The organism is Nonomuraea sp. B5E05 (assembly GCF_039880665.1).
Classification (GTDB): Bacteria; Actinomycetota; Actinomycetes; order Streptosporangiales; family Streptosporangiaceae; genus Nonomuraea.
This window is the reverse complement of the sequence record NZ_JBDPMJ010000009.1, coordinates 198,133-218,083: the sequence shown is the minus strand read 5'-3', so window position 1 is coordinate 218,083 and position 19,951 is coordinate 198,133. Positions and strand designations below refer to the sequence as shown.

Annotated in this window: 15 protein-coding genes; 5 read left to right on the top strand and 10 right to left on the bottom strand. The window is 71.4% G+C overall.

Going from position 1 to position 19,951, the window contains the following annotated elements; genetic code table 11:
- Positions 1–30: 30 nt before the first annotated feature.
- From ABGB01_RS19130 to ABGB01_RS19120, 3 genes are all read right to left on the bottom strand, one after another.
- On the bottom strand, positions 31–2,103 hold the full coding sequence (locus ABGB01_RS19130; RefSeq protein ID WP_347774823.1) for an EAL domain-containing protein: 2,073 nt from the start codon (positions 2,101–2,103) through the stop codon (positions 31–33).
- A 357-nt stretch (positions 2,104–2,460) separates the two neighbouring features.
- Positions 2,461–4,650, bottom strand: a complete 2,190-nt coding sequence (gene ligA / locus ABGB01_RS19125) for an NAD-dependent DNA ligase LigA (RefSeq protein WP_347774822.1) — start codon at positions 4,648–4,650, stop codon at positions 2,461–2,463.
- Between the two features lie 276 nt (positions 4,651–4,926).
- Positions 4,927–5,925, bottom strand: coding sequence for a methionine synthase (locus ABGB01_RS19120; protein WP_347774821.1), 999 nt, complete (start codon positions 5,923–5,925; stop codon positions 4,927–4,929).
- Between the two features lie 24 nt (positions 5,926–5,949).
- Between ABGB01_RS19120 and ABGB01_RS19115 the strand changes: the two genes are divergently transcribed.
- Entirely contained in the window at positions 5,950–6,582 is a 633-nt protein-coding gene (locus tag ABGB01_RS19115; RefSeq protein WP_347774819.1) for an MBL fold metallo-hydrolase, read from the top strand.
- Here the strand turns inward: ABGB01_RS19115 and mnmA are convergent.
- The gene (gene mnmA, locus ABGB01_RS19110) at positions 6,575–7,633 is read right to left on the bottom strand and encodes a tRNA 2-thiouridine(34) synthase MnmA (protein ID WP_347774818.1); all 1,059 of its coding nucleotides are present in this window, start codon (positions 7,631–7,633) and stop codon (positions 6,575–6,577) included. The two genes, ABGB01_RS19115 and mnmA, sit on opposite strands and share 8 nt — an antisense overlap.
- 79 nt (positions 7,634–7,712) lie before the next feature.
- Between mnmA and ABGB01_RS19105 the strand changes: the two genes are divergently transcribed.
- Positions 7,713–8,765, top strand: a complete 1,053-nt coding sequence (locus ABGB01_RS19105) for a DUF695 domain-containing protein (protein WP_347774816.1) — start codon at positions 7,713–7,715, stop codon at positions 8,763–8,765.
- Positions 8,766–8,835: 70 nt separating this feature from the next.
- Here ABGB01_RS19105 and ABGB01_RS19100 read toward each other — a convergent pair whose 3' ends face one another.
- Positions 8,836–10,065 carry a cysteine desulfurase family protein gene (locus ABGB01_RS19100; protein ID WP_347774814.1) on the bottom strand — a complete coding sequence of 410 codons (1,230 nt, stop codon included), beginning with the start codon at positions 10,063–10,065 and terminating at the stop codon, positions 8,836–8,838.
- A 54-nt stretch (positions 10,066–10,119) separates the two neighbouring features.
- On the opposite strand from ABGB01_RS19100, the gene ABGB01_RS19095 reads away from it, so the two are divergent.
- The 3 genes from ABGB01_RS19095 to ABGB01_RS19085 all read left to right on the top strand — a co-directional run bounded on the left by ABGB01_RS19095 (position 10,120) and on the right by ABGB01_RS19085 (position 12,646).
- Complete coding sequence (locus tag ABGB01_RS19095; RefSeq protein WP_347774812.1) at positions 10,120–10,632, top strand: TetR/AcrR family transcriptional regulator; 513 nt, start codon at positions 10,120–10,122, stop codon at positions 10,630–10,632.
- Between the two features lie 312 nt (positions 10,633–10,944).
- Complete coding sequence (locus ABGB01_RS19090; RefSeq protein ID WP_347774811.1) at positions 10,945–12,132, top strand: MFS transporter; 1,188 nt, start codon at positions 10,945–10,947, stop codon at positions 12,130–12,132.
- A gap of 16 nt (positions 12,133–12,148) precedes the next feature.
- On the top strand, positions 12,149–12,646 hold the full coding sequence (locus ABGB01_RS19085) for an HIT family protein (RefSeq protein ID WP_347774810.1): 498 nt from the start codon (positions 12,149–12,151) through the stop codon (positions 12,644–12,646).
- Positions 12,647–12,769: 123 nt separating this feature from the next.
- Here the strand turns inward: ABGB01_RS19085 and ABGB01_RS19080 are convergent, their stop codons facing one another.
- From ABGB01_RS19080 to ABGB01_RS19060, 5 genes are all read right to left on the bottom strand, one after another.
- On the bottom strand, positions 12,770–13,723 hold the full coding sequence (locus ABGB01_RS19080) for an electron transfer flavoprotein subunit alpha/FixB family protein (RefSeq protein ID WP_347618459.1): 954 nt from the start codon (positions 13,721–13,723) through the stop codon (positions 12,770–12,772).
- Positions 13,724–13,744: 21 nt separating this feature from the next.
- A complete protein-coding gene (locus ABGB01_RS19075; protein ID WP_347618458.1) occupies positions 13,745–14,524 on the bottom strand; it encodes an electron transfer flavoprotein subunit beta/FixA family protein in 780 nt (259 codons plus the stop codon).
- A 248-nt stretch (positions 14,525–14,772) separates the two neighbouring features.
- On the bottom strand, positions 14,773–15,987 hold the full coding sequence (locus ABGB01_RS19070) for a serine/threonine-protein kinase (RefSeq protein WP_347774808.1): 1,215 nt from the start codon (positions 15,985–15,987) through the stop codon (positions 14,773–14,775).
- Between the two features lie 36 nt (positions 15,988–16,023).
- Entirely contained in the window at positions 16,024–17,811 is a 1,788-nt protein-coding gene (locus tag ABGB01_RS19065; protein ID WP_347774807.1) for a protein kinase, read from the bottom strand.
- Positions 17,812–17,827: 16 nt separating this feature from the next.
- Positions 17,828–19,834 carry a protein kinase gene (locus ABGB01_RS19060; protein WP_347774806.1) on the bottom strand — a complete coding sequence of 669 codons (2,007 nt, stop codon included), beginning with the start codon at positions 19,832–19,834 and terminating at the stop codon, positions 17,828–17,830.
- Positions 19,835–19,951: the final 117 nt, after the last annotated feature.

Here is a 19,951-nt window from a genome sequence, read left to right as displayed (position 1 = left end):
TCACTACTGCAAACACACAACTCCAGAGAGTCACGCGGTCCGGGTCACCTCGGGCGCGTAGCCGAAATCGACCTTCGGCACCGCCTCCGCGTGGTCGCGCAGCCAGGCCGCGGCGTCGGCGGCCGGCATGGGCTCGCAGAACAACCATCCCTGCCCCACGTCGCACCCCATGTCCGCCAGGCGGATGGCCACCTCGTCGGACTCGACTCCCTCGGCCACCGAACGCAGGCCGAGCGAGCGCACCAGGTCGACGATCGAGCGCACGATCCTTTCGTCGTCCTCCGACTCGGCGATCCTGCGGACGAACGACGCGTCGATCTTGACCTCCGACACCGCCAGGCGCTGGAGCCTGATCAGCGAGGAGTAGCCGGTGCCGAAGTCGTCGATGGCCAGCGGGACGCCGAGTGTGGCCAGCGCCTTGATGGTCTCCTGGGTGTAGGCCTGGTCGCCGGTCAGGATGCGCTCGGTGACCTCCAGCTGGATGGCCGCGGGCGGCAGACCGTACTTCGCCAGCCCCACCTCCAGCCGTTCGGGCAGCGCGGAGTCGAGCAGGTCGCGGGCGGAGATGTTGACCGAGATCTGCACCCGCAGACCCGTGTGCCACCAGCGGGCGGCCTGCTCCAGCGCCTCGTCGATGACGTACGCGGTCAGCTGGCGCATCAGATAGGACTGCTCGGCCAGCGGGACGAAATCGGACGGCGGGATCGGCCCGTGCACAGGGTGGCGCCAGCGCAGCAGCGCCTCGACGCCCTGGACCGCGCCGGCGCCGAGACTGACCTTGGGCTGGTAGTGCAGGCGCAACTCGCGGTTGTCGATGGCGCGGCGCAGGTCGCCGAGGAGGCTCAGGCGCTCCGGCGAGTTCCTGTCCTTGTCGGGCTGGTAGAGCTCCACTCCCGTACGGCCCTCCTTGGCGAGGTACATCGCCACGTCGGCGCGCTGGAGCAGCAGCTCGAAGTCGGGGGCGTGATCAGGGTAGAGCGCGATGCCGACGGAGCCGTCCACGTCGAAGGTCATGCCCTCCAGGCGCACCGGCTCGGTCAGCGCCGCGCGCAGCCTGGCCGCGACCTCCCTGGCCGCGTGGGTGTCCCTGATCGAGGGCAGCAGCACGGCGAACTCGTCGCCGCCCAGCCGGGCCACGACGTCTCCCGGGCGTACGGAGTGGGTGAGGCGGTGCGCGACCATCTGCAACAAGCGGTCGCCCACCGGGTGGCCCATCGTGTCGTTGACCTCCTTGAACCGGTCGAGGTCCAGCAGGAACAGGCCGACCCGGTCGTCCTGCCTGGCCTCGGCGAGCGCCTCCTCCGTGCTGACGATGAGCAGCTTGCGGTTGGGCAGGCCGGTCAGCTCGTCGTGCATGGCCTGGTGGTCGCGGCGCATGGAGAGCGTGGCGGTGAAGTAGACGGCGGCCAGGGGCGCGACGAAGAGCGGCACCAGCCCCGGCGAATGGTTCATGACCACGACGACCAGAGGCGCCAGGCCGAGCAGACCGGCGTAGACGAGGCTCTGCGGGCCGACGGTGGCCTTCAGCACGCGGGTGAGCGAGCGCCGCTCGTGCAGCGCGACCGCACTGCACACGAGGGTCGCCCTGGTCGCGAAGTACGCGATCCCCGCCAGCCCGATCGCCAGCAGGTCACCGCCGCCCGGCACCCACGGCAGGGCCGGGCTCGGCACGATGCCGAACGTCCCCAGCACCACACCCGCGGCGGTGAGTGCGAGGGTCGACTGCGCGATGTTGAACATGACCCGATGCCACGACTTGCGCGTCACCACGCCGTTCATGGCCACCGCGACCCCCTGCATCAGCACCGCGGCGGGCAGCCCGAAGTGCAGGAGCACGGCGAAAGTGAACATGGTGGAGGGGTAGGTGCCGCCCACGGCCGCCGCCGAGGACACCATGACGGGCCTCAGCTCGCCCAGGACCACCAGCACGGCCAGCACCCAGAACAGCGGCGTGCGGGCGACCTCCACCAGCTCGGACATGTCGAGCCTGAGCATGGCCACCACGAGTGCGGTGAACCCGATCACGGTGATGCCCGCGAGAAACGCCCACAGTGGCGTGCCGACGCGTGGGCCGGTGTCGCGGGTGTCGGTTGGGTCAGTCATCGGTAACAGAACCCCCATTAGGTCACTATGGGAGGGTACGACCTTCACCCCACTTCGCGAAACCAAGCGCGTACGTTCCGTCACTTCTCCTTTCCGACATATACCCAGAAAACACCCTGGGTAGCACACCATGCACGCTGCGGTCTCTCCGTGCCGCCCCAGGACGCATGCGGGGTCCCCTCTCGGAGCACGGTCATCCGTCGGAGCGCGGTCGCCCTGCAGCAGTTGGCCGCGAAACCACGCTCACCCATGCCGGAACCGCGGTCGCCACCGCGCACGAGCCCTCGCGACCCGACCGCTCCCATACGGGCCAACCGTGCCCATGCGAGCCCTTGGACCCGCGTCAACGCGGGAGGGTCAGGACTCGGGGGTGGTCACGGCCTCCGTGGCCGCTTCCGGGCCTTCGTTCAGGAGGATCTCGAAGCCCGCACCGTCGAGGATCGGCACGCCCAGACTGACCGCCTTGTCATATTTCGACCCAGCGTTGTCACCCGCGATCAGGAACGACGTCTTCTTCGACACCGACGACGCGACCTTCCCGCCCCTGCCGGTCAGCTCGGCGGCGGCCGAGTCGCGGGTGTAGCCATCCAGCGTGCCCGTGACCACGAACGTCATCCCCTGCAAAGTCTGCGGGCCCTTCTCGGGGGCAGGCTCGTCCTCCATGCGGACCCCGGCCGCGCGCCACCGGTCGATGATCGCGCGGTGCCAGTCGACCGCGAACCAATCCCGGATCGTGGCCGCCACCCGGGGCCCGATGCCCTCGACCGCGGCCAGCTCTTCCTCCGAGGCGTTCATGATCGCGTCGATCGACCTCATGGCGTCGGCCAGTGCACGCGCCGTGGGCGGCCCGATGTGCCTGATCGACAGGGCGACCAGCACCTGCGCGAGCGGCACCTGCTTGGCCCGCTCGAGCTCCTCGATGAGCTGGAGCGCGTTCTGGCTGGGCTCGCCGTTGATGTTGGAGAAGAAGGAGACGACCTTCTGCTCCCCCGTCTTCGGGTCGATCTTGGGCAGGCCGGTGTCGGGATCGCGGACCACCGACTTGATCGGGATCAGCTGGTCGAGCGTCAGGTCGAACAGGTCGGCCTCGGTGCGCACCACCGGCTGCTGCGGCGGCAGCGGCTGGGTGAGCGCCGTGGCCGCGACATAGCCCAGGCCGTCGATGTCGAGCGCGCGCCGCCCTGCCGCGAAATAGATGCGCTCGCGCATCTGGGCGGGGCATCCGCGCGCGTTGGGGCAGCGCAGGTCGGCGTCGCCCTCCTTCTCGTAAGCCAGCGCGGTGCCGCACTCCGGGCAGTGCGTCGGCATGACGAACTCCCGCTCGGACCCGTCGCGCAGCGCCGCCACCGGCCCGACGATCTCGGGGATGACGTCTCCCGCCTTGCGCAGCACCACGGTGTCGCCGATGAGCACGCCCTTCTTGGCCACGACGGCGGCGTTGTGGAGCGTGGCCCGCTCGACGGTCGAGCCCGACACCACGACCGGCTCCATCACGCCATAGGGGGTGACGCGCCCGGTGCGCCCGACGCCCACCTGGATGTCGAGCAGCCTGGTGTTGACCTCTTCCGGCGGATATTTGAAGGCGATCGCCCAGCGCGGAGCGCGCGAGGTGGAGCCCAGCTCACGCTGCGTGCGGAAGTCGTCGACCTTGACGACCACCCCGTCGATCTCGTAGGGCGGATCGTGGCGGTGCGCGCGGTAGTGCTCGATGAACTCGTTGACCTCGGTGAGACCCGGCAGCACCTGGTAGAGGTCGCTGACCGGCAGGCCGAACTCGCGCAGCCGGTCATAGACCTCCGACTGCGCCCGCGGCTCCGTCGCGCCCTCCCAGACGCCGATGCCGTGCACCAGCATGCGCAGCGGGCGCTGCGCCGTGATGCGCGGGTCTTTCTGCCGCAGCGTGCCGGCCGCGGAGTTGCGCGGGTTGGCGAACGGCGGCTTGCCCTGCTCGACGAGCTGCTCGTTGAGCTTCTTGAAGTCGTCGACCGGGATGTAGACCTCGCCGCGCACCTCGACCAGGCTCGGCACGTCGTCGCCCTTGAGCCGGTGGGGCACGCCCTTGATGGTGCGCACGTTGGCCGTCACGTCGTCACCCGTGCGCCCGTCGCCCCTGGTGGCCGCGCGCTCCAGCCTGCCGTCGCGGTAGACCAGGGCGATCGCGAGCCCGTCGATCTTCAGCTCGCACAGGTAGGGGCCCGGATCGCCCTCGGCCAGCCGCTCGGCGCGCACCTGCCAGGCCGCCATGTCGGCGTCGTTGAAGGCGTTGTCGAGGCTCTCCATCCTGGCCAGGTGGCGGACCTTGGCGAAGTCACCGCTGACCGGCGCGCCCACCTGCTGGGTGGGCGAACCGGGCGTCTGGAGCGACGGATGCGCCTCCTCCAGCGCCAGCAGCTCTCTGAACCACTCGTCGAACTTGGCGTCGCTGACCGTGGGCTGGTCGAGCACGTAGTAGCGCCAGCGAGCCTCCTCGACCAGCTCGCTCAGCTCGGCATGCCGCTTGAGCGCGGGCACCGGCACCCCGGCGACCTCAGTGGATGGCTCGCCCACGGCCTCTCCTTCCGTCCAGCATTCTGAGCAAACGCTACCGCTCAGCACTGACAGAAAACGCCGCCTGCGTACGGACTCCCGGCCGCCATGGGATCGGACGCCTTCGCAGGTGGAGAGCTTGCTGAGGCCTTCCGCGAAACTGCCGTGGCGCACCTCGCCCTCCATCCAGGAACGGCACCGCGAGCGGCCTGGCGCCGGAACACGCGTGGAACGAACGTGTACGCGTCGAAACGTCTCCGCAACGTCGGCCACGAGCACCCCTTGTGCCCGGACAGGTCACCCGGCTTGCCCGTTCGCGGGATCGTCCCTGAGCACTTGGGCGGCTTTCGCGCAGGCGGCCAGCGCGGCCCTGGCGTACCGCGGCGTCGCCCCCGCCAGCCCGCACGCCGGCGTCAGCACGACCTGAGCCGCCAGCCTGTCAGGCGCGAACCCCAGCCGCCGCCACAAGCCCACCGCGGGCTCGGCGACCACCCCCGGGTCGGGCAGCCTGGTCACCCTGCCCGGCACCACGCCCATGAACAGCACCATCCCGGCCTCGAAGAGCTCGCCCAGGGCGTCGTCGTCCCTGCGCCGCAGCAGGGCGGCGTCGACGGAGACCCCCCGCACCCCCGCCGACCGCAGCAGACCGAAAGGCACCGAGGGCGCGCAGCAGTGCACCACGGGGGCGTCGAAGAGCCGCAGCGACTCCTCCACCCGCCATCCCTCCACCGCGGCCAGCCGCCCGAAACCCGAGGCGGTCGGCACCGTGCCGGCCAGCACCCCCGGCAGCCCAGGCTCGTCGAGCTGCAGCACGATCTCCGTCACCCCGGGAAGCCGCCGCCGCACCTCCGCGCAGTGGTCGGCGACCCCCTGCGCCAGCGACGCCGTCAGATCGCCTACGGCCCCCGCGTCGGAGAGCATCTTGTCGCCGTGCTTCAGCTCGATCGCGCCCGCCAGCGTCCATGGCCCGCACACCTGCAGCTTGAGCGGACCCGAGTAGTCGTGGGCGATCTCCTCCATGCCGTCGAGATCGCGGCGCATATGGTCGAGCGACCGCCGGTGGTCGCGCCCTGGCCGGTCGCTCAGCCGCCAGCCGGACGGCTGCACCTCGACCGGCAGGTCGACGAGCAGCCCCGCCGTACGCCCGACCATGTCGGCGCCGACGCCCCGGGCGGGCAGCTCGGGCAGGTAAGGCAGCCCGGGCACCTCACCGAACACGACTTTGATCGCCTCAAGATGGTCCTCGCCGGGATGCGAGCCGACCCCGGTGGCCTGCCACATGGGCACATTAGACATGGGCACAAGCGTAGGCTCTGCCGCATGAAGCTCAGGAAATACGAGCACGCGTGCGTCCGCGTGGAGAAGAACGGCAAGGTCCTGGTCATCGACCCGGGCACGTTCAGCGAGGGCCCCGTTCTGGAGGGCGCGGACGCCGTCCTCATCACCCACGAGCACTTCGACCACGTCGACGTCGGCAAGCTGAAGGCGGCCTCGCCTGACCTGGAGATCTGGACGTGCGAGGCGGTCGCCGCCGAGCTGGCGGACGTGCCGGCCAAGGTGCAGGTCGTACGCCATGGCGACGCCTTCGAGACGGCCGGTTTCGGGGTGAAGGTGTTCGGCGAGTGGCACGCGCTGAACCATCCGGACATTCCCATCGTGCAGAACGTCGGCTTCATGCTCGACGACGAGCTCTTCTACCCCGGCGACGCCCTGACCGTGCCCGGAGTGGACGTCCCGACGCTGCTGGTGCCGACCAACGCGCCCTGGCTGAAGCTCGTGGAGATGGTCGGCTATCTGCGCGAGGTGCGCCCGGGACGCGCGTTCTCCACCCATGACGGCCTGATCAACGCCAGAGGGCTCGCGGTGGTGGACAACTGGCTCAAGGTGGAGGCCGACAAGCAGGGCGCCGAGATACGTCGGATGGAGGTCGGCGAGTCGGTCACCCTCAGCTAGCGGAGAGGATCGTCGCCGAGCCGATCACCGTGGCGCCGGAATAGAGGACGGCGGCCTGCCCGGCCGCCACCCCCGTGGCCGGGCGGTCGAGGTCGATGCGGAGCCCGCCGCCGGTCTCCTCGAACCGGCAGCCGTAGACCTCTCCGTGGGCGCGCAGCTGCACGGTCAGGTCGTCGAAGCGGGACGGGCCGTTCCAGACCGGGGCGCCGCAGGTGATCGAGGTGACCTCGAGCGCCGCGCGCGGCCCCACCGTGACGGTGTTGGAGACCGGCTCGATCGACAGGACGTAGCGTGGCCTGCCGTCGGAGGCCGGGCGGTCGATGCGCAGGCCCTTGCGCTGGCCGACCGTGAAGCCGTGAGCGCCCTGGTGGCTGCCGACGACGGCGCCGCTCTGGTCGACGATGGGCCCCTCCGCCGCGCCGAGCCGCTTGGACAGGAAGCCGCGGGTGTCACCGTCGGCGATGAAGCAGATGTCGTGGCTGTCGGGCTTGTCGGCGACCGTCAGCCCGCGCCGCGCGGCCTCCTCGCGCACCTCGGCCTTGGTCGAGTCGCCCAGGGGGAAGATGGCATGGCCGAGTTGCTCGCGGGTGAGCACCCCGAGCACGTAGGACTGGTCTTTGCCCTGGTCGGCGCTCCTGGACAGGACACCGTCGGTCAGCCTGGCGTGGTGGCCGGTGGCGACCGCGTCGAAGCCCAGGGCCAGCGCCCGGTCGAGCACCGCGGAGAACTTGATCTTCTCGTTGCAGCGCAGGCACGGGTTGGGCGTGCGGCCCGCGGCGTATTCGGACACGAAGTCCTCGATCACGTCGCGTTGGAACCGCTCGGCCATGTCCCAGATGTAGAAGGGGATGCCGATCACGTCGGCGGCACGCCGCGCGTCGCGAGAGTCCTCGATCGTGCAGCAGCCCCGGGCACCCGTGCGGTGGGATTGGGGGTTGGCGGAAAGAGCGAGGTGGACACCAGTGACGTCGTGACCGGCCTCGGCGATCCGAGCGGCGGCCACGGCGGAGTCGACGCCGCCCGACATGGCGGCAAGCACACGCAGTCCCATGACCTTCTCAGCGTACTGTCCGTACGGGAGTGCGCGGCCATGTGCGCGATAGGGGCCAGGGTCTGCGAGGATTCAGCGCATGCGACTGTTCGGGCGCAAGGACGAAGACGAAGAGGCCGGCGGGCAGGACGAGGCCATCGCCGGGTTCTGGACGTGGTGGCAGGAGACCAGGCCGCGGCTCGACTCGCTGGTGGCCGAGGGCGAGGCCGCGGGGCTGGAGGAGTGGCTGGCCCCGGCGGTCGCCGCCATCCATCCCGAGCTGGTCTGGGAGGTGGCGCCCGGCAAGAAGGCGGCGCACGCCCTCGTGGTGACCGCGGCGGGCGACGCCGAGTTGCGCCCGCTCGCCCACCGCTGGGCCAGGGCCGCGCCCGCCGCCGATCTGCTGTGGGAGTTCCATCCTTCGCGGCAGGCCAATCCGCAGGCGGCGGAGCTCACCATCGAGGTGGGCGGTTACGCGTTCGCGCTCGACAAGCTGATGCTCGGGCTGCGGGTGCCGCGCAACCAGCCGAGGGTCGACGTGGCCGCCTACCACCCGATCTTCGCCGAGCTCGACGAGGAAACCAGGATGGAGGCCACGCTGCTGGCCCTCGACTGGCTGCTCGGCGAGGACGACGTCGCCAGGTGGGTGGGCGAGATCACGCCGGCCACGTTCCAGCCGATCGACGCCGTGGCCGCCATGCACCTGCCGGCCGTGGTCGCCGACGTGGCCTCCGGCTACGCGGAGGAGGAGTGGGTGCTGCTCCAGGGCCAGACCGCGACCGGCGCGCCGCTCGTCGCCACGGTCCGCCACCCGCTGCGCCCTGTCGATCATCCGCTCTGCGACCAGCACATCGCGATCACGCTGCCGTACGCGCATCGCGACGAGAACGGCCTGCCGGTCGACGGCTCGCTGGAGGCGCTGCGCGACTTCGAGGAGCGCCTGGTGGCCCGCCTGCTCAAGCTGGGTGACGACGCGGTGCTGGCCGCCCACCTGAGCACGGAGGGGCACCGGATCATCCACGTCTACGCCGACCCGACCGGCGACGCCGCGATCCACGCCAAGGAGCTGATCGTGGGCTGGGAGGAGGGCGAGCCCCGCGTCGACGTGACCGCCGACCCCGGCTGGACCGCCGCGGCGCCGTTCCTCACCTGACCCCGATCCCAGGGCCTTTTCCCACTTGACCGCCGCGGCGCCGTTCCTCACCTGACGACCGGGCGGGCGGTCAGCCGAGGCCGGCGCGGCGGGCGCGTTCGACCGCGGCGGGCAGCACTTCGATCAGGCGGTCGACGTCGTCGCGGGTCGAGGTGTGCCCCAGGGTGAACCTGAGCGAGCCGCGCGCCGCCGCCGCGCCGGCCCCCATCGCCAGCAGCACGTGCGACGGCTGGGCGACGCCGGCCGAGCAGGCCGAGCCGGTCGAGCACTCCACGCCCTTGGCGTCGAGCAGCATGAGCAACGCGTCGCCCTCGCAGCCGGGGAAGGAGAAATGCGCGTTGCCCGGCAGCCGCCCCGGTGAAGCCGGAGGGGTCTCTCGCCGTTCGGTCGGGGAAGTTTGCGCGGGGGATGTCTCGCGCGCGCCGGGATCGCCGTTGAGCACGACGTCGGGGACGGCCGCGCGTACGCGCTCGATCAGCTCGTCGCGCAGCGACGCCAGGCGGCGCCCCAGAGCCTCCTGCTCCTTGACGGCGGTGCTGACGGCGGCGGCGAGCCCCGCGATGGCGGGGGCGTCGAGCGTGCCGGAGCGCACGTCGCGCTCCTGCCCCCCGCCGTGTTGTACGGAGACCGGTGTCAGCCCTCTGGCCAGCAGCAGCGCGCCGACACCCATCGGGCCGCCGATCTTGTGGCCGGTCAGCGTGAGCGCGTCTACGCCCGACTCGGCGAACGACACGGGCATCTGCCCCACCGCCTGGACGGCGTCGGTGTGGAACGGGATGCCATGCTCGCGGGCGACGGCGGCCAGGGCGTGCACCGGCTGGACGGTGCCGACCTCGTTGTTGGCCCACATGACGCTGACCATGGCCACGCCGTCGGGGTCTCGTGCGATGGCGGCGCGCAGGGTCTCGGGATGGACGCGGCCGTACGCGTCGGCCTCCAGCAGCTCGATCTCCGCGCCCTGGCCGTCGGCCAGCCACTGGGCCGGGTCGAGCACGGCGTGGTGCTCAACGGAGCTGATCAGCACGCGCCTGCGGGGGCGGCGCGCCCAATAGAGGCCCTTGATGGCGAGGTTGTCGGCCTCGGTGCCGCCCGAGGTGAACACGACCTCGCTGGGCCGCGCCCCGAGCGCGTCGGCGATCGCCTCGCGTGACTCCTCGACCACCCTGCGCATCCGGCGCCCGGCGCCGTGCAGCGAGGAAGCGTTTCCGACCTGTTGGAGTTGAACCGTCATGGCCTCGATCGCTTCGGGCAGCATCGGGGTCGTCGCTGCATGATCAAGATAGGCCGACGGTCTGGTCACGACTTCAGGGTATCTCGTTTGCGACTGTACCGTCCGGACGGTACAGTCATGGGCATGCGAAAGGACGAGCTTTTGGACGCGGCGGAGGAGCTCCTCTGCGACCAGGGTTCGGCCGCGCTCACCCTGGCCGCGGTGGCGGACCGGGCGGGCGTCAGCAAGGGTGGCCTGCTCTATCACTACGCCTCCAAAGAAGCCCTGATCAAGGGCATGGTGGAGCGCCTGATCGACGACTTCGACGAGCTCATGGCCGCCCAGCCCGACCAGACCTACACCGGTCGCTATCTGGGCGCGACCCTGGCCTCCGTACGGTCAGGCAGGTTGCGACGATGGGCGGTCGTCACCGGAGCGTCGGGCAACCTGTTCCTGCTCGCGCCGCTGCGCGAGGCGATGACCCGATGGCATCGCGAGAAGCTGGGCGAGGAGCCCGACCCGGTGGCGGCGCAGATCGTGCGACTGGCGTGTGAAGGGCTCTGGGACGTGGCGAGCCACGATCCGGAGCTCAACACGGAAGACGATCTCCAGGCTCTGGAGGGCCGCCTCAGGGCGCTGCTCGAACCTCCCGCCTGAGCCGCCCTCGGCCGCCCGGCTCCCCGGACGGCCGGCCCTCGCCCGGATCCCCCGCGTCCAAGCCCCGAGCCCGGATCCTCCGCGCGAAGTTTCGAGCCCGGATCCCCGTGCGGAACCCCGAGCCGGCCCTCGTGCGGATCCTTCCGAGCCGACCCCACGCGCGAAACCCTCACCCCTGCTCACGGCCCTTTCACGGGCCGACCGAGCCGGGGCCTTCCCCCTGCGGTGAGCGAGCCCGCTCACCCTCCCCTGCCTGGACGCCCGCGCGTCCGGACCACTGAAGACAACGAGCTTTGTGAGAGGTGTGGCCATATGACCCGCGAGCTGAGGAGCGCCCGTTACGGGGCGGTCCTCACCTTTGTCCTTGCCGGCCTGATGGTGGGCACGATGACCGTGCGCATCCCCGCCCTGACCGACAAGCTGGCCCTGTCCGAGGCCATGGTCGGGACGATCCTGCTGGTGTGGGGCCTGGGCGCTCTGGTGACCATGCAGTCCATGCGGCGCGTCATGGCGCGCGCGGGCAGCAGGGCGGTTCTGCGGATCAGCGGCCCGCTGACGGCACTCAGCCTGGTGGGTGTGGCGCTCGCCCCCGACCTGCCGCTGCTGCTGGTGGCCGTGGCGCTCTTCGGCATGGCCTTCGGCGTCATGGACGTCGCCATGAACGCCCAGGGCTCCACCGTCGAACGGGCCCACGGCCGGCCGCTGATGAACGGCATGCACGCCGGCTGGTGCGTCGGCGCCATCTCCGCCGGGGCCCTGGGCAGCCTGGCCATCGCCGCCGGCCTGCCGTTCACCGCCAACGTGGCGCTGGTCGGCCTGGCCGCGCTGCCCGTGGCCGTGCTGATCGGCCGTACGCACCTGCCCGAGCCCTCGTCCACCGGCACCGAGCCGGCGGGCCGGCGCCGCATGCCGCCGGTCGTCTACCTGCTCGGCGCGATCATGTTCTTCGCGTTCATGGTCGAGGGCACGGTCGCCGACTGGAACGGCCTCTACATGCGTGACGAGCTCGGCGCCCCCGAGGCTCTGGCGGCGCTCGGCTACCCCGTCTTCGAGACCGGCATGCTGGCCGCCCGGCTGACCGGCGATCGGCTGCGGGCCAGGTTCGGGGTGCGCGGCATGCTGACCGTCTCCGGGGTGGCCACGGCAGGCTTCTTCGCGGTCGTGCTGGTCGCGCCCGCGGCGCTGGTGGCGGTGGCGGCGATGTTCTTCGTCGGGCTCGGCGTGGCGACGATCTCGCCCCTGACGCTGTCGCTGGCCGGCACCGCGACGCGCACGCCGGGGCCGGCGATCGCCCAGGCGGGGGCCATGGGGTACGCGGGCCTGCTGCTCGGGCCCGTGGTGATCGGCTTCCTGTCGGACGCCTCCTCCCTGCGTACGGCGCTCGGCGTCGCGGTCGTCCTGGGCGTGCTGATCGCGCTGGCCTCCCGCCTGCTCCCGCGCGAGGAGCCCGCCCCGGTCACCCCGCTGCCCGTCAGGGAACCCGCCGAAGCCGCCGCCTGAGTGGCAGGCTCGTACGGTGAGCCTTGATCGCAGCGTGCCCTTCGACGTCGAGGCGTACGTGGCCCGGGTGAAGTCGAGTCCCTGCTTCATCTGCGCCATCGTCGCCGGAGACCCCGCCTACACCACCGAGCAGATCGTCTACGAGGACGACCACCACCTGGCCTTCCTGTCCCGCTACCCCACCATGCCCGGCTACCTGCTGGTGAGCCCCAAACGGCACATCGAGCACGTCGTGCGCGACCTCGGCGAGGACGCCTACCTCGAGCTCATGCGGGTGGTCAGGAAGGTGGCGCTGGCCGTGGAGTCGGTGGTGCCGTCGGAGCGGACGTACCTGCTGTCGCTGGGCAGCCAGCAGGGCAACGCCCACCTGCACTGGCACGTGGCCCCGCTCCCGCCCGGCACCCCGTACGACGAGCAGCAGTATCACGCGCTCATGTCGGAGAACGGCACGATCCCGTGGACGCAGGAGCAGGCGGAGGAGCTGGCCGCCCGCCTCAGGCGGGCGCTGGCGTGACTGGGAGTTCTCTGTGGATCCCGGCGGGAGCCTTCCACGTACGCCTGCCCCCCTTCGCGGGCAGTGATCCCGCCAGAAAGGGCGGCGCCGCGTCGTGCGGCGCCGCCCCCGGACCCTCGGGCCCTACTTGCGCTTGGTGACCTCTTCGGTGAGCTGCGGGACGACCTGGTGCAGGTCGCCGACGACGCCGTAGTCGGCCAGCTCGAAGATCGGCGCCTCGGGGTCCTTGTTGATCGCGACGATGGTCTTAGCGGTCTGCATGCCCGCCCGGTGCTGGATCGCGCCCGAGATGCCGGCCGCGATGTAGAGCTGCGGCGACACCGTCTTGCCCGTCTGCCCCACCTGGAACTGGTGCGGATACCAGCCGGCGTCGGTGGCGGCGCGGGAGGCGCCGACGGCGGCGCCGAGCGCGTCGGCCAGGCCCTCGATGACCGAGAAGTTCTCGGCCGAGCCCACGCCGCGCCCGCCGGAGACGACGATCGCGGCCTCCGTCAGCTCGGGCCTGGCGCCCTTCTCCTGCTTGACCCGCTCGACGACGCGGGCCGACCTGGCGGCGTCGGTCAGCGCGACCGTCACCTCCTCCTCGGCTCCGGCGCCCTGGGCGGCCTCAGGGGCGGTGGAGTTGGGGCGTACGGCGACGATGGGCGTGCCCCTGCGCACCCGGGAGTGCACGTTGACTCCGCCGCCGAAGATGGACTGGTCGGCCACGAAGCCCTCGCCCAGGCCCACGGCGTCGGTGATGACGCCGGAATCGGTCTTGACGGCGAGCCGGCCGGCGACCTCCTTGCCTTCGGCAGTGGCGGCCACGAGCACGGCGGCGGGTGACTTGGCGGAAACGAGCTGGGCCAGCAGCTCGGCCTTGGGCGCCACCACGTGGTCGACGATGTCGCTCGAACCTGCGACGTAGATCGTCTCCGCGCCGTATTCGGCGAGCCTGGCCTTGGCCTCGGGCGTGATGCCCGGGCCCGCCCAGACGGCGGCGGGCGTGCCCAGCGAGCGGGCCAGGGTCAGCAGCTCCAGCGTGACCTTCTTGACCTCGCCTTCGACCTGCTCGACGAGAACGAGAATTTCCGACATATCAGGTGTTCTCTCCCGTGCTCAGATGAACTTCTTGGAGGCCAGGAACTCGGCGGCCTTCGCGCCGCCGTCGCCCTCGTCCTTGACGATCGTGCCGGCGGCGCGCGGCGGCGCGGCGGCGAAGTCGACGACCTCGGACCAGGCGGCGGCCAGGCCGACCTGGGAGGGGTCGATGGAGGCGTCGGCGATGGCCAGCGTCTCGACCGGCTTCTTCTTGGCCGCCATGATGCCCTTGAACGACGGGTAGCGCGGCTCGTTGATCTTCTCGACCACGGACACGACGGCCGGCAGCGTGGCCTCGACCCGGTCGTAGCCATAGTCGGTGAGGCGCTGGATCGTGATCGACGTGCCGTCGACGTCGACCTTGTTGGCCAGCGTCAGCTGCGCCACGCCGAGGCGCTCCGCCAGCATGGCGGCGAGCACGCCGGTGCGCGCGTCGGTGGACTCGGAGCCCAGGACGACGAGATCGAAACCGATCTTGTTGAGCGCCTGCGCCATCGCGTACGAGGTGGACAGGGCGTCGGAGCCGTGGAGCGCGTCGTCGCTGAGGTGGACGGCCTTGTCGGCTCCCATGGCCAGCGCCTTGCGGATGGTCTCGGTGGCCTTGCCGGGGCCCATGGTGAGCACGGTCACCTCGCCACCGTGGGCTTCCTTGAGCTTCAGTGCCTCCTCGACCGCGTATTCGTCGAGCTCGTTGACCACGCCGTCGGCGGCGTCGCGGTCGAGCGTGTTGTCATCGGACCGCAGCTTGCGCTCGGTCGCCGTGTCGGGGACCTGCTTCACGCAGACGACGATGTTCATGGCCGGTGGCCGACCTCCCGTGTTCGCGTGCGCCACCGCCTCGCTGCGGTGGGCGCCGAATGCAATGCTGTCCAGACTGCCAGGTGCCCGCCGGGCTCCCGACAGAGGGTGTGCCATGGTCTGGCGTTATGTTACCCATGGGTAGTTGGTGTGCAACCGCCGGGTGGGGGCGGCCGGCGGAGGATCCCGCCGGCACCACCATACCGAACTTCATTCTGTTGCTGCCTCCCACCCCTTCGCGGCGGGGATCAGGCCGACAGCAGGAACACGATCCCCACCACCAGGGCCGTGCCCGCGAACAAGGCCAGGGTGAACGTGCTGAACACCGCCGCCAGCCCGAAACAGAGCCCGACCGTGCCCGCCACACTGACCATATCCGTGACGACGCGGCGCCGCCGGTAGAGGGCGCGCGAGAAGAGCGCCACCCCGGCGTCGGACACCACACCCAGCGCGTACGCGGCCAGCAGGAAGAGCGCCACCTCGGGCAGCGTCTCCTGGGCGGCGGCGGCCAGCAGCCCCACGAACAGCCCGGAACCGATCACCCACCGCCTGCGCACCTTCTCCCTGTGCCACGCCCTCGACTCCTCCACCGAACGCCGGCGGCGCTCCCTGCCCGGCCGCCACGCCCTCGTGCTCGTGTCGTCGGCGTCCGAGCGCGGACGTGCGGGCTGGACGAAGGCGCGGGGCACGTGGGAGACGGGCGCCACGTCGAGCCTGGCACAGATCTGCGCGGCCGTCGGCCGCGCAGCGGGATCGGTGGACAGGCACTCGGCTAACAGCGGCTCCAGCCAGCCGGGCACGCCCTCCAGGTCGGGCTCGTGGTGCACGACCCGGTAGGCGACCGCCGACGCGGGGCCCTGCCCGTACGGCTGCCGCCCGGTCGCCGCGTAGGCCAGCGTCGCCCCGAAGGAGAACACGTCGGCCTCAGGGCCCGCGTTCTTGCCCTCCAGCACCTCGGGAGCGAGGTAGCCGGGCGTGCCCACCACCGCGCCCGAGGCCGTGACGGACAACGAGTCGAGGGCGCTGGCGATGCCGAAGTCGATGACGACCGGCTCGCCCTCGGTCATCATCACGTTGGCCGGTTTGAGATCGCGGTGCACCACGCCCGACTCGTGCATGGCGAGCAGCGCGTCGGCCAGCCCGCCGGCCAGCCGGCGAAGGTCGGCGACGGGCACGGGCACCGCGCTGAGCGGCCGGCCCTGGACGTAGCGGGTCACCAGGTGGGGGCGGGCGCCCTCAAGGGAGGCGTCCAGCACCTCCGCCACGTGCGGCCCGCCGACCCTGCGCATGGTCTCGACCTCGCGCGCGAGCCTGGCCAGCGCGCCCCCGTCGGCCGCGACATGCGGATGCAGCACCTTGACGGCGACCGTGCGGCCCTCGGCGTCGAGCGCGAGGTGCACCTCGCCGAACCCACCGGCCCCGAGCCGGGAGAGGAGCTCATACGGACCGAGCCTGTCGCCCATACTTCTTCTTCTCCCCTCGAGAGCCCGCGGGGACACTCAGTTCCAGGGAGTCAGGAACCCCAGCCCGAGCCCGTCGAGCAAGCTGTCGATCATCCCGGTGATCAGGCCGACCGTGGTCTGCCTGGCGTCGCTCGCCAGGTCTTCGATCACGGTCTCCGGCGCCCGCCATGGTGTCCACACCGCGTCCTGGCCCAGCGCGAACATCACCGCGAACAACGCCGCCGTGCCCATCAGCACGACCGCGACCAGCGCGGCTCCCGGGCTGCGCAGCACGCCGGTGAGCGTGCGGGTGACGGCCTTGCGCGGCGCGCCGCCGCCGGGCAACACGAACAGGCCCGTCGCGAACGCGCCCGCGGCGTAGGAGGCCGCCACGTTGACGCTCATCTGGCCGACCCAGTGGAGCAGGCCCCAGACGCACACGCCGAACAGCAGCGCCAGCGGCACGTGCACCGCCGACACGAGCGCGGACTTGACCAGCGCCCACGGCGTGCCCACCACCACGAGCCACGGGTCGGCCGCGCTGCTCCCCCGCACCTGGCGCCGCTTGACCAGGTCGCCGAAGAGGTATTCGCCGATGCGCAGCACCAGCACGATCGCCACGGCGATCGCGCCCACCATGACCGGCATCATCACGGTCAGCGCGACCAGGGTGACGAGCATGAGCAGCCCCACGAACTGGCTGCCGAAAAGGTATTTCTTCCGCTCGGACGGCGGTGTGTATTTCCGCGGCTCGGGCGGCGGCGTGTAGGGCCTGGCCTGCGCAGGAGCGGTGGGCCGCGGCGCGGCGTAGCCCGCCACGTGCTGGTCGGCACGCGGCACGGGCGGCCTGGCCGAGACCGGCGCGGGCACGTAGGGCGGGGGCCGCTCGTCACGCCGCGGCGGCGCCTCACGCCGCTGGGGCGCCGGTGGCGCACCGTAGTCGACCGGCGGCAGCAGATCGGAGAACGTGTCCATGGTCCGGGTGCGGTCGCCCATGCGCTTGGTGCCCGTGGGGCCGTCGAACGAGGCCTCGTTGAACGCGGTCACCGACGGGTCGAGCGCCTTGGCCATCCGCAGCAGCTCGTGCGCGTCGGGCCGGGCCGACGGCTCGACCTGCAGCGCGCGGGTGAGCCAGCCGCGCAGCCACGCGGGCGCCTTGTCGATCTGCGCCCGCCCTTCCATGATGTTGAAGCAGACCGCCTCGAACGTGCCCGTGCCGAACGGCGGCGCCCCCGTCGCGGCGAAGAACACCGTCGAGGCCATCGCGTGCACGTCGGCCGCCTGGGTGATCTCGGAGTCGCGGATGATCTCGGGCGCGAGATAGCCGGGCGTGCCGACGAACATGCCGGTCTGGGTGAGCCTGGTGGCGTTCACCAGGTGGGCGATGCCGAAGTCGATGACCAGCGGCTCGCCGTCGACGAGCATCACGTTGGACGGCTTGAAGTCGCGGTGGATCACGTCGGCCGCGTGGATGGCCACCAGCGCCCTGCACAGCCCCTGGGCGAGCCTGATGAGGTCGCGCGCCTCCAGGGGGCCCTCGGCCAGGACGGTGTCCTCCAGCGTGCGGCCGGGCGCGAAGCGGGTGACGACATACGGCTGGCCGCCGACGAGCTCGGCGTCGATCACCTCGGCCACGTGCGGGCTGCGCACCCGGCGCATGGTCTCGACCTCGCGGGTCAGCCGGTCGCGTGCCTTGAGGTCGGCGGCCACGTGCGGATGGAGCACCTTGATCGCGACCTCGCGGCCGTCACCGTCGAGACCGAGGTGGACGACCCCCATGCCGCCTTCGCCGATCTTCCTGACCAGCCGGTAGGGGCCGAGGCGCTCTGGTGCCTGGGTGTTCATCGCCACCTTCCCCGCGTCATCCTCCTGAATTCCCCCTCAGACTTTCGAGCTGCTTGACCACTGGATCGACGTTCAGCGGAGTCCATACGGCCCCCCTTGGCTTGTCCCCGAACGTGCCGTAAGCGAGGATCAGCGAGAGCGCGGCGCCTGCCGCGAGCACTCCGGCCATCACCATCGCCGCTGTTCTCGAGGGTACGAGCGATGAGAGCGTTCTGCGCATCTGCTTGCCTGGCCCTTCCACCCCTGGACCCGCGCAGACGGTCCACAGGGCGATCGCGGCGCCCCACGCCAGGGCGTAGGACGCGTCCATCCTGGCGACCACGGTGAGCAGCAGCGTCACCGGCAATCCCAGGATGACGGCATAAAGCAGCAGAGCGAACGTGATGCCCGCCGATTTGGCGAGTTCTTTGGGGTAGGAGAGCACTCTGACGACGTCGAGCGCCGCCGCACCCGCGGCACGGCGCGCCATCAGCGCGGGCTGCGCCAGGTCGGCCGCCCGCAACAACACCGCGACCGGGATCGCGAGGACCGCCACCAGCACGGGCGCGAGCACGGCCGCCACGATCATGAGGACGAGCAGCATGGCGCTCGCCACGCCGTAGGCCCTGGAACGCTGCAGCACGTTGCCTGGTGACACGGCCGGGATGAAGGGCTCACGCTTCGTGGGGCCGGGCTGGTAGTGCTGCTGCGCCGGGATGTAGGGCGGCGGCTGCGCCGGCGTGGGCGTCGGCCTGGCGTAGTCGTGGCCGGGCCCGGACCGGCCAGGACCTGCCGCTCCACCCGGCCCTCCACCCGGCCCTCCAGCGGGACCCGTGCCGGGCCTGGCGTCGGCGGGCGGGCCGGCGGTGAGCCCGCGGAACTCGGGAGAGTCGGGCCGCACCCGCCTGGTGGGCACGTCGGCCTCGCCCGGCGGCGCGTTGTGGGCGCCCGGCTGCGCCGGCCAGGGCTGCGACACCCCGCTCTCACGCTGGATCCTGCGCAGTTCCTCCGGCGACACCCTGCGGGTCGGCCAGGGGTCGGGCTGGTTGGGCAGGAGCGAGACGTACTGCTGATCCTGCGGTGGCGGGGTGGCCGGGTGGTCCTGGCTCTCGAGCAGCCGCCGCGGCGTCACCGGCGGCGTGGACACGTCGTGGGGCGGCTTGTCGGCCGCGGGCCGCGGGACCGGAAGGCCGGCCGGGGACGTGCCGGGACGCGGCACGGTGGACAACTCGTCAGGCGAGCCGCCCCGCGGCGGCTGGGGCATCATCCTGGCGGTCTGCTCGGCCAGGTCTGCCGCCTTGGGGCGCTTGGCCGGATTGCGCTGGAAGGCCGCCTTGAGCAGCGGCTGCAACGAGGCCGGAGCGGCGCTGATGTCGGCCTTGCCCGCCGTGATGTTGTAGAAGACCATCTCCAGCGTGCCCTTGCCGAAGGGCGGCTGGCCGGTCGCGGCGAACAGCAGCGTGCCCGCCCACGCGTGGATGTCGACCTCGGGGCCTGCCTCCTGGCCCTCGATGATCTCGGGCGCGAGATAGCCGGGCGTGCCGATGAACATGCCGGTCTGCGTCAGCCGCGTCGCGTCGACCGCCTGCGCGATGCCGAAGTCGATCAGCACGGGCTCGCCGTCGAGGATCAGCACGTTGCCCGGCTTGAGGTCGCGGTGGATCACCCCCACCGAGTGCACGACGGCCAGCGCCGACGCCACGCCGTGCGCGACCTTGACCAGCGCCGGCAGGTCGAGCGGGCCGTCGTCCTTGACGATCTCGTCGAGAGGACGGCCGGGCACGTAGCGGGTGACGATGTAGGGGCGATGGCCGGTCACGTCGGCGTCGAGCACCTCGGCGATGTAGTTGCTCCGCACCCTGCGCATGGTCTCGACCTCGCGCGAAAGCCGCCGCCTGGCGACCTCGTCGCCGGCGACCTCCCCGCGCAGGACCTTGACCGCCACCTGGCGCCCCTGCGGGTCGGCAGCGAGGTGGACAACGCCCATCCCGCCTTCACCGAGCCGCCTGAGCAACCGGTAAGGGCCAAGTCGGTCATCGTTCATGGCATGAAGCACCATATCGGCTTAGTCACCGCCCACGAGATGAACCATGAGGCCACATTCCCACTCGTACAACGTCCGGAAAGGGCTCATCGGTTTCCCATCCAACGGTCTCGAATC

Bases quoted from the DNA above. Each gene is read 5' to 3' on its own strand.
- ABGB01_RS19095 (WP_347774812.1), top strand. From the start codon at position 10,120: ATGCGAAAGGACGAGCTTTTGGACGCGGCGGAGGAGCTCCTCTGCGAC.
- ABGB01_RS19090 (WP_347774811.1), top strand. From the start codon at position 10,945: ATGACCCGCGAGCTGAGGAGCGCCCGTTACGGGGCGGTCCTCACCTTT.
- ABGB01_RS19060 (WP_347774806.1), bottom strand. From the start codon at position 19,834: ATGAACGATGACCGACTTGGCCCTTACCGGTTGCTCAGGCGGCTCGGT.
- mnmA (WP_347774818.1), bottom strand. From the start codon at position 7,633: ATGGGACTGCGTGTGCTTGCCGCCATGTCGGGCGGCGTCGACTCCGCC.
- ABGB01_RS19130 (WP_347774823.1), bottom strand. From the start codon at position 2,103: ATGACTGACCCAACCGACACCCGCGACACCGGCCCACGCGTCGGCACG.
- ABGB01_RS19120 (WP_347774821.1), bottom strand. From the start codon at position 5,925: ATGTCTAATGTGCCCATGTGGCAGGCCACCGGGGTCGGCTCGCATCCC.
- ABGB01_RS19070 (WP_347774808.1), bottom strand. From the start codon at position 15,987: ATGGGCGACAGGCTCGGTCCGTATGAGCTCCTCTCCCGGCTCGGGGCC.
- ABGB01_RS19115 (WP_347774819.1), top strand. From the start codon at position 5,950: ATGAAGCTCAGGAAATACGAGCACGCGTGCGTCCGCGTGGAGAAGAAC.
- ABGB01_RS19080 (WP_347618459.1), bottom strand. From the start codon at position 13,723: ATGTCGGAAATTCTCGTTCTCGTCGAGCAGGTCGAAGGCGAGGTCAAG.
- ABGB01_RS19105 (WP_347774816.1), top strand. From the start codon at position 7,713: ATGCGACTGTTCGGGCGCAAGGACGAAGACGAAGAGGCCGGCGGGCAG.
- ABGB01_RS19075 (WP_347618458.1), bottom strand. From the start codon at position 14,524: ATGAACATCGTCGTCTGCGTGAAGCAGGTCCCCGACACGGCGACCGAG.
- ABGB01_RS19065 (WP_347774807.1), bottom strand. From the start codon at position 17,811: ATGAACACCCAGGCACCAGAGCGCCTCGGCCCCTACCGGCTGGTCAGG.